We start from the raw sequence: 13466 nt of genomic DNA on the forward strand, positions 1-13466 counted from the left end.
CTTCGTCGGCTTTTAGATCCCTGTAAAGACAAGGTTTTCGTTTGCCTCCTTGCCCGCCTAAGGTGGACAGGCAATGATGGGGACAGACCTCTCCCATCCTGAGTCCAGATCCTTATCCGGGTCAGTCGGTCTTGATTAGAAATTGATTACATGTGATAAGCGAAAATCCTCTGCAGCGGAAGGCTTATCTAACAGTCGACGGTCGGCAGTCGACGGTCGACAGTATTGTCACTCCCCGATTTGTGTGGATAGGCCCGCCGGAGTTTACAAAGTCCTTTTGGGCGCAATCAGGGAGAAAAAATAGGTTTAAATAGGTTGTTTGGGTTTACGGGGAAAAAGCATATCATCCATTGCCAACCCTGAAATCAATAAGAAACAATCATGTCGAAAACACTTCGTCAGAATCCTCAACAGGTAGATTTCTTTGATTTTTGTGGTCATTGAATTTTATGCTTTCCTATCTAATTTTTGTTCCTTTCTTGCTTAAGCTTTACTATATTGTCTTAGCAATCAAATAGATCCAAATATTGCTTTAGGATGCATATTAGTTGAAGTAAAAAAATTCTATCTTAGTCAAAGAAATTCTAGTCTAGTCGAAAAAAACCTATCATGATCCATGCCCAGAAAATCATGCGGATTTTACGAGAATCCCGAGACTATTCTCAGGAGTATGTCGCCAATATTCTGAATATCAATCAGAAGACCTATTCCAATTTAGAATCAGGAAAAAGTAAACTAACACTGGATCGTATCCAGCAATTAGCAGAGTTTTACCATGTCAAGCCGGATTATTTTTTGGCGAATGAACTACCGATAATTAATTATAATTCAGGGGAATACAGTAGATCAATCGTTGCTGCCAAAATATATAATGAAAATAAAGACAAGCCTAATAAACTCTATGAAAGAATTATCAGTGAGAAAGATATTCAGATTAATTTTTTAATTGGCGAGTTAGAAACACTAAAAAAAGAAAAGAATGAACTTCTATCACTCGTTAAAAACCTAACATTGAAAATCAATCAATAAAGATGAAAAATACCCTTTTAAAGAAACTTAGAGAAGAAAATAAATTCGATTCTGATATAGTTGCCGCAAAAATAGACACCTCTGTTGAGGAATATTTAGAGATAGAAAATGGCATAAAAAAGCTTGATTTACTTCAAGCAGCTAAACTTGGGGATTTATATGATATAAATCCTAGACACCTTTTAGAAGTTGCGGAAAGTATAAACTATAACATTGGCACCTATAGTAGGACAATTTATTCAAATAACTATTTTGAGAAAAATGAAGAAAAAGTCAATTAAATCAATTTAATACAAAATGTTTATTACTTGATACTGTCAACAACTTTTCGAAAGTTTGACAAAATTATGTTTTTTACCTCGTCTTCATTTAAGATCCATTCTTTTGCTAAAAAGGTGATTACAGTTTGTACTTGACCAGGTTTAATTGGCAAATTGTATTCATCTATGAAAGGGCCATCCGTTTCAGTAAGGATAAATTGCTTTGGTATCTTAGAAATAATTTTTCTGCCTGACATAGATTTTGTCATTGCAGGGTTTACGGAAAAATAATACCCTTCTTCAACGATTTCATCAATCAAGTTAAGTCTTCCTGAATACCAATGGAAAATGGCATTCTTTATTTTGTACTTCTTTAGTAAATTCAAGACTTCCTCCTCAGCACGTCTTGAATGAATGCTCAGAATTTTCTTTTGGTTTCCTATAATGTTCAATATACTTTCAAAGGTTTGAATCTGTATATCTTTTGTATCAATCCCATCCTTTGAAAAATCCAAACCTACTTCACCTATATAAGAGGTCTTAACAAGATTGCTTTTGAATTTTGGGAACTCCTTTTTATGATATTGAGCGTAAAGTGGATGCATACCTAAAGCCTGTCTTACTTTATTTTGATTCTGAAAAAATGGAAAGCCTCTCTCAAAATGACTGGGTAAATTGGTCATTGAAAGAATTGGGAAGCCTTTCTTAACGCATTCGGCAAGAATTAATTCCGGCTTAGTATATAAATCAATGTGGCAATGTGTATCTAACATCTATACCCCTGCTTTTGTTTTTACCGTTGTGTCACCAACCTTTTTCACCCATTTTTTTAATTCTTCTCTCGTCCGCCAAACAACCTCAACAAATTGATTGAGCTTGGAGAGGTTCTTCACCCCATTTACAATTAATTCTTGTTTAATCTCTTCTTTTGTAATTGGAGTTTTTAGGAAGTCTAACAGAGCAACTATATCTTGGGATTTTTTATGTTTGTCTTTAAGTGGGAATAGATTATTTATCGAATTTCCATAACTTGTTTTATCCCCCGCTACCATTAATGCTGCTTGACGATAAACACAAGGCATACAAATCCCACAATGAGTAGCATTTTTTTTACCTGATTCCCAATGTGCTCTATGACCTCGCTTCCCACAAGAGTTTGACATCGGAACTAATTTAGAAAGATTAGTTTTGTCTTTGCAATCGTTTACCATTTCTCCTTTTGTTTGAAATTCATAAGGATTTCGGATATCAGCTACAATTGATAGAATTTTCCAAATTGATAGAACATTATCTAAAACGAAAGGATGGGTTGTCCTTGTACTGCAAGAACTTCTTCTTGAAGCACTAAGAGGGAAGTTTAGCGATACTGAACCATTTTCAGGAACAATTATTCTGTGAGTATTTGTTGCCTGTGCAGCCATTAATGCTATTCCTATAAACAGAAGCGATCTACTTCTAAAAGTTGTTTCTCTATTTACATTTGTACGTTCTAAAGATACTCTAACTGAGGGTATGTAAGCAAATTGATTCGGATACATCTTTTCAATTTCCGAAATCAAATCTTTTTGGTCACCTTTTGGGCCATGCATTTGTGGGTCATAGTGTGAAACAAACAGTACCTTTTGCTTAGAATTCTGTTTAAGAAAATCGAAAGCACCTATTAGGGAATCCAACCCACCAGATAATAAATTAACTTGTGTAAATGGGACAGAGAATTCTTTGTCTAAATCTGTGTTAGGCACATCAAAAGTTTCTTTCCTAAACTCAACATTCCAATAGTCTCCGGTTAAAAAGGATAGCAGTCTGTTTAGATCTTCTTTACAAGCATTCCATTTTGTTGGATTATGCACAGGAAAGGTAACTTTCAGTTCTCTTGACCATCCATCTACTGAGTTCTGCTTCCTTGCGACAAATCGATCAATCCCATATACAGAAGCACTTAAAATAAAAAAATCAAAAACCACTTTACTAACTAAATTAGCAAATGGTAATAAAGATCTTAAATCAATATTAAGCGTAGAATTACCGCCAGAAGCATCTTCAATAATTATCTTACCTGCACCGGAAGGTTTATCATAGGTAAGTCTACCAACATTAATCGTTTTCATCGCATATGATTTTAATTACAGAATCAAATATTTTTTCTATCTCTTTTCTCCCGGTACTCCCCTTCCAATCAATTTTAGCAACAGGTCTTTGATTATTCAAAACTTTTACTTGACCAAGGATATCAGCTTTAATTATTTTAAAGGTTTCTTTTCCGATTTCCATTCCCTTTTGCTGTTTTACTTTTTCTTCAAACCGTTGAGATAAATGTTCGAAAATATATAAGCCCCAAAACTGACAAAGTAAGTCTGCCAACCCAGCTTCTTCAACATACTCTTTAACAAGCTGCTCGAACTTGTTTAGGTCATTTCCAGCTAATGCCGCAAGTTCCTTCATAATTTCACAAGAAGCATTGTTAGCAGCAGTTTCGTCCATCCCTTCATTGGAATCTGTACAAAACACAAGCAGATAATCAAGAACTTCTTGGAAGGTCTTTCCCTGCAATGAACCAAAACCTATATCAATTAAAGTTTGCTGCAATCCATTACTTCCTACCCCAGTGAAGAAGCTTGTTATCTTTCTGGCTGATTTAATACCCGCTTTGCCAACGGAAGATGACTTACCACTACTTATTTTCGACCTGCCTCCACCAGTTTTTACGAGATTATTAAATGCAGACTTTAGGTGAGCTGCTCTTCTATCAGAAATCTGTTTATACTGTTTAGCTTCGTCTTTAGCGTTAATGTTTTTATCACTATCCAACTCCTTCTCTTTTTCAACAGTCTTGGAAATATTAGTAATGGATTTATTCAAATCCCCCCAATTAGGTTCACCAGAAACTCCTGGTGTCATTCGCTGAGTCGTTCCCATTATTTCTTTGGATTTAATGCTTTGTAAATTTGAGATGTCTTTTCAAACTGACTATATAGAGATTTGACATTCTCATTTTTCCCTTCTGCCAGCGCAAATTCATTTCGTAAACTGAATGGAATTTTGCTATTATCTGCTTTGCCAATTGCTCTACCATAAGATTCAATTATACCTGATACATTCTGAGACATCATTTCAATGAAAACCTTATGAATGCTATCATTTTCTGGGAATTTAATCACTTCTTTTTCCAGTAACGATAATAGTATTTCGCATTCTGTTTCGTTTAATTTCCCAGTAACTTCCTGTGTAATAGTGTTGGTCAAAATACTTCCAGAACCATGGTCAATCAGTTTTTTGGTTAAGCTACGAATATGGGGAGGTATTAATGATGCTCCACTAATTGTAGTAGAAAGTTGGTCTCTTGAAATCCAGTAATAATCTCTTAAATCAACGTTTGCAAGTTTCGGTTCGGCATTAAGCCATTTCAATACTTTTTCAGAAGCCCATTCAGGGGAGAACTGTTTTTTTATATCTTCTGTATTTTCTGCTCCTGCCAACTTTTCAAGGTCAACAATTTGTTTAGGTTCACCTTTTTGTAAAGACTGCCAGTTGTAAATCTCCTTAAATAGATTTGTAGAAGCATATTCTAAGACCATTAACTTGGCTAAAACGTCGATCTTGAAGTCTGAAAGTTTCGCAACCTTTACGAGTCTATTCCTAAGCGTGAAAGTATTTAAAAATCTTTTTATCTGTCGGGGATTACCTTTTAACCCTTCTGTAATAATTGGTGATAGCGAAGCTATCAGAGAAACACTTTCTATCAACTCTTTCTTTTGTTCTTCTGTAGCTAAATCTTGAATATCTCCTAATCCGAATACATCATATCTATTACTTTCTCTATTTGATTTGAAAGCGTCAATTACTTTTGAAAAGTCGCCTCCCATTGCTTTCTTACAGAAAAGCAAGGTAAGATAAGTTTCAACCTCATTGTCTGTTAATTTAGGTAGATAATAAGGTATTTGAATAAGTTTTTCTAAATAGTCGCTTACGATACGCTTATTCCTACTGTCCGGATCATCAGCGTTTTCAATACTATCAGTTTTATAACGATGCTCAATAGCGTGTCTTACTATTCTTGGGTCAGCACCAATTACAAATGCTGTTTTCTCAACATTTAGAAACAGCTTAATTGCTTCAAGATTTTCAATAAGTCTATCGGGTGTACATCTGTCTAAATCATCGATGATTACAACAAGTTTCTTTATTCCTGACTTGTCTATCATTTCTTTAAAGTCATCACGGAACTCACGAACTATTGTAACTTCCTCATCTTCATTCTTTTTAATTATATCTTTCAAAAAATCTTCAGCACCTTCTCCAGTAAGCTTTTCAGCTATCTCTTTCGGTTGAAGTTGAGAAAACTCATTTACTAAGAAAGGTAGTAAAGAAGCACCACCTGTAAAATAAGCTGTTGCTCCAGGAACTATAACTTTTTTGAAGCTCAATCCCAACAAACGCATCCATTTAACAGATTTAAACAGCTTGACTGTTTTATCCTTTACTTTATTCCCAATTGTTTTGTGTTTGTCAAACTTTTCAATGATAGACTCTAACAAAGCTGCCTTTGCATCATCATAGCCTTCAAATACCCAACCGTTAAAATATAGTACAAGAGTACCGTCTTTAAATCCATCTTCCTCACCTTCGGTCAATTCTTGCTCTAAAATTTTCAGAATACTTGATTTTCCACTTCCCCAATCTCCAAAAACTCCAATTGTTACTGGTAGAACTTTATCATCTTTGATTACATCAACGAGTAAATCGGCGTGTATTTTAAATCCCAGAAGATCCTCTGAAGTTTCATTATCTGCCCACATATTATTATTGTGCTTATTTAGTTATGATAAAAAATCGACGAGTCAAACTCAAAATCTGATTTTTAATTTTCCGGTTTTTGTCAAATAGACTTCAAAGACAAAAAATCTCTGAGATTATCTTTGACATTAATTTTTTCTACACCCTATGTTATTACACTATTATGATTCGTTTTGGTCCTGGTTTGATTCCCATCATTAGGTGGATTAGATTAAGGACTCATGTTTATTTTTTATCCTTTTTGATCTCTTTAAGGATTTTCTTTTCTGTACTATCAATTCTCCGCTGGACTTTTTTGACATCTTCCGACGGAGGTAACTCTTCCGGTTTCACTCCTCTTTTTAAGAGTATTTTCCTTACTTCTGCGTTGTTGTCGATATGTTCTTTTGAAATCGCTTGATCACCTGACAAATCCTTTTCTACCACATTATGACTAGTCAACTCTGTAGCAAAATCTTTAGCCTTAATCATTAAAGTGGGCAAAAAATCGGCTAATGGTCTATTGACCGGAACTCCGAGCTTATCCTTCATGGACTGGGTAGGAATTCCTCCATATAAAGCCTGATCTCCCTTAGACCTTATTATGGCGAAACTTTTCTGGTCTACTCCGCGCTCATAAATAATTCCTGATAGCTTCTTTTCCGACTTGGACAGTTTTTCTCTGGCGGTCAGCCTGGCGATATCCAACAAGCGCTGCTCGATCAGTTCCTGTTTTCTTGTCTGAACTGCAAAGTATGTTTGGGCAAAAGCAACTTCAGGCTTGGAGGCATCTCCATTTTGGGCAACCAAATAACAGGCATAACGTGTTAAGGCCACATCTTGAACTTGTCTTTGGCCTCCTTTTCCAATTTCGATCAATTTGGTGACGCCAACGAAATGATCTGATTCCTTTTCTCCTGAGTTTTCACATGCTTTCACGGCTTTTTGGACCGCATTGGTAAAGTTTCGCCAATCCGAATACCCCAAAATCCCTTGCAAATCACGCCCACTCCAACACTCCAAACCCGCCAAATTATGACAGGCATCTTCAAACTTTTGGAATAACTCAGCGATTAACTCTTTTTTCATTTTCAATCTAAAAATTAGTTTTGATACCTTTTTTGACCAAAACTTTTGATTCATTCCATTCCGAAAACCGAAACTGCACCTACACCCTAATATTCATCTTTTGATCATCAAAAGTTTAGTATTGCTAATAAAGGGCATATCTAGTAAATAAAAAATACCCTGTACTGGGTATTTTTGGGTGAAAAACGTGGTTTTTCCATCATTTTACAGAAAAATTAGAACAAAAATAGACAGATTGAAAAAATTAGATTCTTGAATACCCGTGCTGTGCTGTAAGGAAATCAGAATCCTTTATTGAATTTAGATCAGGAAAATTGTGATTCTTTTGTAAATTTAGTTTACTTAAGCTTCGAAATTCCATCTCCCTCCTTTTTTAAAATCACCTATGCAGCAAGGCGTTTACGAATCATTGATCTCCAAGCTGATCCAAACCAAACTCGATGACCTGGATCAAGAAGTATTCTTTGTAGATCAAAAACCGATCGATAAAACCGAGGCAAAAGATGTTCTATCTCAGTATTTTACCATCGTCCTCAAAAGAGCTCTAGCTTACTTTTCAAAAGAAGATCAAATCATCCAGCAAATTCAACTCGTTAATCAATTAATTCTTCTTTTGAAAGAAGAGCTAAAGGATGAAGATTTTGAACAGGATCTTTTAGCGCTTAATACCACTTTCCTGACTGCTATTTTTTCCAAAACAGACCTCGGTGTGGCTGATGTCCACTCTTTTCTCAAAAGCATTACCCCCGAATCTCGATTGATATTTAGTTCCCTGATCACCGGAGGCGGAGGAAGTAAAAAAATCCAACTTGATGGGGAACTTCAAAAGGAAATTAGTTCCTCTGATCGAATTGATTTCTTAGTATCCTTTATCAAATGGGCAGGTCTTCGCCTCTTGATGCCTCAATTGGAATCCTTTACTCAAAAAGGGGGGAAACTTCGATTAATCACGACCACTTATGTAGGTGCCACCGATGCTAAATGCATTGAATACCTTGCTAAGCTTCCCAATACGGAAGTAAAAGTTTCCTACAATACCAAAAATGAACGGGTACATGTCAAAGCCTACCTCTTTTATAGAAATACTGGTTTTCATACGGCCTATATCGGATCCTCCAATATTTCAAAAACTGCCTTAACGAAAGGGTTAGAATGGAATGTAAAGCTTAACAATACCGAGATTCCTCATGTCATTCATACCGCGCAGCAAACCTTCGAAACCTACTGGAATAGCCGGGATTTTGAAAGTTATGATCCGCAAAAGCATTCAGAGAAGCTCAGAATCGCGCTCAAGGAGGGGTGTTTTGGAGCAGGGGATGAAAAGGAACTTAACTTGGGATATTTTGACCTAAAGCCGTATAATTTCCAAGAGGAAATTCTGGAAAAGCTTGAAGTGGAAAGATCTGTTCATGGCCGATATAGAAACTTAGTCGTGGCTGCCACTGGAACTGGAAAAACGGTGATCTCTGCTTTTGATTTTCGGAGATTTTACGAGAAAAACCCAGGTACGAAATTGCTTTTTGTCGCCCATCGAAAAGAAATATTACAGCAGTCTTTAGGCACTTTCAGAGGAATATTAAAAGATCATAATTTTGGCGAACTCTGGGTAGATGGGGAAGAACCAAGCGAGTATCATCATCTTTTCGCTTCTGTTCAGACCCTAAACAATCGATTGGAGAGATTGGACCTATCTGCCAATTATTTTGATTTTATAATCATCGATGAGGTTCACCATATTGCAGCCGATAGTTACCGCCCGATTATCCATCGGTTTTCTCCCCAAATCCTAGTAGGACTTACAGCCACTCCAGAGCGGATGAATGGGTCTGATATCCTTGTTGATTTTTGTGAGCATATTGCTGCCGAAATTAGACTTCCTGAGGCGCTAAATCAAAAGCTACTTTGTCCCTTTAATTATTTTGGGGTTTCTGATTCGGTTGATATTTCTCAAGTTTCTTGGTCCAGAGGAAGGTATCTACCATCTGAGTTGAGTAAAGTTTACACGGGCAATGATCAGCGAGTAGGAACGGTCATCGCTTCCCTTGAAAAGTATGTTACAGATATCCAAGATGTTCGGGCGCTGGGTTTCTGTGTCACTCAAGATCATGCCCAATATATGGCAGAGAAATTCATATTAGCGGGATTGAAGGCTGACTATTTGGTCAGTGGCCGAAATGAAAACCGAAAAGAAATCCGCAAGCGACTTCGAAATAAAGAGATTAATTACCTCTTTGTTGTTGATATTTTTAATGAAGGGGTGGATATTCCAGAAATCGATACCGTACTTTTTTTACGGCCTACCGAAAGCTTGACGGTATTTTTGCAACAATTGGGTCGTGGACTTCGATTGGCAGATGGTAAAGAATGTCTGACGGTCTTAGATTTTGTCGGAAATGCCCGATCGGAATATGATTTTGAGGGAAAATTTCGAGCCCTGATTGGAAAAACCAATACCTCTATCACAAGTGAATTGGAAAGTAATTTTCAGCATGTTCCATTGGGATGTGCAATTGTTTTAGAAAAACAAGCCAGAGAAACTATCCTTAAAAATATTAAGGCATCGATTAGCCCGAATAGGAATCAACTGATTCAAAAGATTCGGAATTTCAGACATCAAAGCGATTTACCTTTAACGCTTAAAAATTTTGTTACCCTGTACCATTATCCTTTGGAGGTCATTTATAAGCGAAGCACTTGGTCTAGATTGACTTTTGAGGCGGGGGTATCAAAAGAACCTGATTCCATTTATGAAAAAGAATTGCTTAGCTGTGTTTCTAAAAAATGGCTTTCCACAGAATCCTATTCTTATTTCTACTTTATACTCCGGTTGGCAAAATCAAATTTTCAAGTTCCAATTGATTCACTGAAAAGAAAGGAACAGCAAATGTGCCTGATGCTCCACTATGACTTTTGGCAAAATGCAGGAGGGTTTAAGTCCTTAGAAGCAAGCATCAAAGCGATAGGAAAAAATCAGGATTTGGTGAAGGAGATAATCGAAGTCCTAGAGTATCGAATGGATCAAATTGGCTTTAAGGAGCTAGAAATAGAATTGCCTTACGATCAACCACTGAAAGTGCATGGTCGATATACGAGAGATCAGATTTTGGCAGCTTTTGGATTTAGTACTTTTGAAACAAAATCCTCAAACCGAGAGGGAGTAGCAGAAAATAGTGAAATCAATACTGAGCTTTTATTTATCGATTTAAACAAATCTGACGAACACTACTCCCCTACAACTATGTATGAGGATTATGCACTCAATGAAACTCTTTTTCACTGGCAATCTCAGAATTCTGCCCGCCCTGATACTGGCAAGGGCCTAAGTTATATCAATCATAAGGACAACGGTAAGCGTATTCTTCTATTTGTTCGGGAGGAAAAGCAAAATCAATTTAAAAATACCATGGGGTATGTATTTATTGGAGAAGGTAGTTTTAGGGAATATTATGGTTCCAAGCCCATGAGTATCAACTGGGAATTAAATGAAGCCATTCCACCATTTTTGTATCAGGCGTCAGCTAAACTTTCCATGGGATAGATGTTTTTACCGACATGAGTTGACATTTTAAGTTTTCAGGTTTCAAGGGAAACAGGCTTGATAGATTAATTTTGACCATGAACCAACTTATTCCCATCGCCACCGAATACCTCACTCCATCCAGAACTCTAGAAATTCTGAATCTAGTCCGATTTGAGAAAAGTAAGCAGGTGTATGTGTATAATTATGAAGGAACGCAGTTCAGGGTTTTTGAAAGTTTGGTGGACTTAATCCGGTTTTTTGAATTGGGGAAAGAACCGCTTTATTCTTTTGATTCAGAGGAAGATTTGGATGAGTTTTTGGAGCAGCTGCCATTGAAAGAGGGTAAGCGACCTTTGAATCTAAAACTCAACTATCGGTATCGGGACGGGGCCAATTACAAGCAATTTGGCTGGGTGATTTTTGCAAATCCCAACTCTCTCAGCCCTCGGGAAGCCAGTGAAAAATTAAAGAAGAAATTGATTTATAGTGAATATTTTGTACCTCAGGATTGGGATTTACCCAAACTTCAAAATCATTCCTATGATCCTGAAATTGATCATGAGTGGCATGAATTTGAGAGTTTTGAGTGGACAGATGAAGAAGTAATGGATAAGCGGGAAATTTCGAGCTTCTTACATGAGATTCAAAAGGGGTATGAAATTTAGTAATACTTATTTTCCGCTGATTTTCTCTGATTGATGCAGATTTTGATTTCCTTGGAACCTAAATCTGCGAGCATCTGCGAATTTTTCTGCGGTGATCTGCGGGAGAAAAAAAATCCTGATGATTGGCGAGAAGTTATTTCAGTGAATTTAGGCTATAGCAAGAATTGTGTTAGAAAGACTAGTTTAATTTTGAACGCTGAAGGGATGATCTAATCCTTGCTACGTTCCGCCTGCCTTGCAGCGATATTATTGTCTTTGTAGAACTTATCCCGGTATTCCTGAAACTGTTCTTCGAGTTCAGATACAAGGTTTAAGTTGGTATCTACTGCAAAGAAAATAGCGGTAAGTTTCTCTTCCAGCAGCTTTACTCCCAGATTGATATTATCAGCTTCTATCTTGGAAATCTTCTTTAAAACGGAAGTTTGGGAATTTCTTAAGTCCTCAAATTCCCGAAGGATTTTATCCATCATATCCAGTTTTTCTAGCTTATCCATGTGCGTTTATTTTGGGTTTTATGAGTTGATTCAATTAGAATATACAAAAAAATATGCGGTAAATGATAATTTATAATTGATTATCAGAAGGTTATTGGGTTTAGGTAGAGAAATCCAGGGCAAGCACAGGGGAAGAATTGGTCTCCTTTCTCGGCTGCTCTCGGCTGCTCGAGATTTGTAATCTCGAGCACCTATCGTAGGATTTTCAATCCGACAATACCAAGCCCCTTCCCTGTCTTGCTGGCAGTGAGATATCGTTTTCAAACGGAGATTGTGCGCCAGCGCTGGGGAGAGGGAAACGACATCTTCCAAACCCTGGGTTACACCCAGGGCTAAAAAAATTACGCTCCTTTGGAGCTTTTGATACAGGTACAATTAAAGGTTTATCTCGCCGAAGGCATATCTGGCTCGACGGAGGAGAGTCTATCTTGCGAAGCATATCTGTTGAATAGTATTTCGCCGAAGGCATATTTCTAGTTATTTCAACTGTATTTCGATTAAAATCCCCCCTGCCCCCTTTTAATTTTTCTCACTTCTCCGAAATTTGTATAAAGGTCCAAAGGGGGATTTGCTTCTTTGATAATTTAAGTTTTGTGTATAAAAAAAAATGGCCTGTGGATCACACAAGCCAAATCGAAAGGTCATTCGAAAAATAAATCAATCAAAAAGTTCCAAAAATCACCCCTAAACTAATATGTAAAATCCCCTCCGATTGATATCTATCTGCAGTAAGGACAGTTTTGCATAGGTGTAGTTATCTGATTCATTTGAGCATACAATCGGCAATACTCTTTCACTTCTCTTGAATCAGGACTTAATCCATTTTTACATAAGTACAGCCAAGCCGCCTGACAAAATCCATCTCGCTGAGGCGCTCCTGTTGGCCCTTGGTAGGTAGTTGTACAATAAGACACTGAAGAACCACCAGATCCTCCTGAGCCACCACCGGAGCCACCAGAACCTCCTCCTGATCCCCCAGAGTCATCACTGGAAACTGGTGGGGTATAAGGAGGATCATCTCTATTATCAAAACTTACTCTGAAATCAAAACTGATCGGGGTAGGCGGAAATCTAGGGTCAGATCCACCAAATTCTCCATTTCCTTGAAGTCTGAAGGAAATTTTTCCCCTGGTTTCATCTTTTATGTCTTTGGAAAACTCACTTACTGTGGCAGTACCTGATTTGAACTTTGAAGAAAAACCATCTGCATAAATATCTACTTCATCATTGCTAAAGGTATCTGGAACTATGGTAAAAGTCCCTTTTTTAGCAGGAATGGAGAATGTGAGATTTACCATGATATTGTTTCCCAGTATTAAATTCACTTTTGATTCACTGGCATTGAATCCATATATTCTCAAATTAGAATCAGTTTTATCGCCATTTTTTAAGGTACCTGATAATTCTGGAGTACTTAAAGAACCTATGCTGGATATATAATATGTGTCAAGGCTATCACCTTTCAAACCCTCAATCAAATCACAGCTAGGTATCATACAGAAAACCATCAATATGAGTATTATTCTAAATAAGCTCTGCACGTGTTTCATCTGTTTATAATTTGTTTTTTAGAGGTCAGATGGAATGCCCTACCCCGATTTATCGGGGCATCCCCTTCCTGATCCGCCGCGGCGGA

Annotated in this window: 11 protein-coding genes; 4 read left to right on the forward strand and 7 right to left on the reverse strand. The window is 37.1% G+C overall.

The genetic code is table 11. The features are described from left to right. Window positions 1-609: 609 nt before the first annotated feature. Together FL972_RS12065 and FL972_RS12070 are read left to right on the forward strand one after the other, a co-directional pair. Window positions 610-1029 (forward strand): helix-turn-helix domain-containing protein, encoded by a 420-nt coding sequence (locus tag FL972_RS12065; RefSeq protein WP_144605718.1) that lies wholly within the window; start codon window positions 610-612, stop codon window positions 1027-1029. A gap of 2 nt (window positions 1030-1031) precedes the next feature. Further along, window positions 1032-1310, forward strand: coding sequence for a helix-turn-helix domain-containing protein (locus tag FL972_RS12070; RefSeq protein WP_144605719.1), 279 nt, complete (start codon window positions 1032-1034; stop codon window positions 1308-1310). Window positions 1311-1333: 23 nt separating this feature from the next. Here the strand turns inward: FL972_RS12070 and qatD are convergent, their stop codons facing one another. The 5 genes from qatD to dinD all read right to left on the reverse strand — a co-directional run bounded on the left by qatD (window position 1334) and on the right by dinD (window position 7151). Beyond that, window positions 1334-2062: a Qat anti-phage system TatD family nuclease QatD gene (gene qatD / locus FL972_RS12075; protein WP_144605720.1), complete on the reverse strand. Its 729-nt coding sequence runs from the start codon at window positions 2060-2062 to the stop codon at window positions 1334-1336. Beyond that, window positions 2063-3397, reverse strand: coding sequence for a Qat anti-phage system QueC-like protein QatC (gene qatC, locus FL972_RS12080; RefSeq protein ID WP_144605721.1), 1335 nt, complete (start codon window positions 3395-3397; stop codon window positions 2063-2065). It abuts the gene before it with no gap. Next, window positions 3384-4205: a hypothetical protein gene (locus FL972_RS12085; RefSeq protein WP_144605722.1), complete on the reverse strand. Its 822-nt coding sequence runs from the start codon at window positions 4203-4205 to the stop codon at window positions 3384-3386. The genes qatC and FL972_RS12085 overlap by 14 nt, the downstream gene beginning before the upstream one ends. Then, window positions 4205-6085: a KAP family P-loop NTPase fold protein gene (locus FL972_RS12090; RefSeq protein WP_144605723.1), complete on the reverse strand. Its 1881-nt coding sequence runs from the start codon at window positions 6083-6085 to the stop codon at window positions 4205-4207. Before FL972_RS12090 ends, FL972_RS12085 begins: the two co-directional genes overlap by 1 nt. Window positions 6086-6308: 223 nt before the next feature. Further along, on the reverse strand, window positions 6309-7151 hold the full coding sequence (dinD, locus tag FL972_RS12095; RefSeq protein ID WP_144605724.1) for a DNA damage-inducible protein D: 843 nt from the start codon (window positions 7149-7151) through the stop codon (window positions 6309-6311). Window positions 7152-7536: 385 nt separating this feature from the next. On the opposite strand from dinD, the gene FL972_RS12100 reads away from it, so the two are divergent. Both FL972_RS12100 and FL972_RS19595 read left to right on the forward strand, forming a co-directional pair. Beyond that, window positions 7537-10689 (forward strand): DUF3427 domain-containing protein, encoded by a 3153-nt coding sequence (locus FL972_RS12100; protein ID WP_144605725.1) that lies wholly within the window; start codon window positions 7537-7539, stop codon window positions 10687-10689. A gap of 77 nt (window positions 10690-10766) precedes the next feature. Continuing rightward, the gene (locus FL972_RS19595) at window positions 10767-11336 is read left to right on the forward strand and encodes a hypothetical protein (protein WP_250161344.1); all 570 of its coding nucleotides are present in this window, start codon (window positions 10767-10769) and stop codon (window positions 11334-11336) included. Window positions 11337-11545: 209 nt separating this feature from the next. Here the strand turns inward: FL972_RS19595 and FL972_RS12115 are convergent, their stop codons facing one another. Then, window positions 11546-11830, reverse strand: a complete 285-nt coding sequence (locus tag FL972_RS12115; RefSeq protein WP_144605726.1) for a hypothetical protein — start codon at window positions 11828-11830, stop codon at window positions 11546-11548. Window positions 11831-12549: 719 nt separating this feature from the next. After that, entirely contained in the window at window positions 12550-13380 is an 831-nt protein-coding gene (locus FL972_RS12120) for a hypothetical protein (RefSeq protein WP_144605727.1), read from the reverse strand. Window positions 13381-13466: the final 86 nt, after the last annotated feature.

The organism is Algoriphagus algorifonticola (assembly GCF_007655305.1).
Classification (GTDB): Bacteria; Bacteroidota; Bacteroidia; order Cytophagales; family Cyclobacteriaceae; genus Algoriphagus; species Algoriphagus algorifonticola.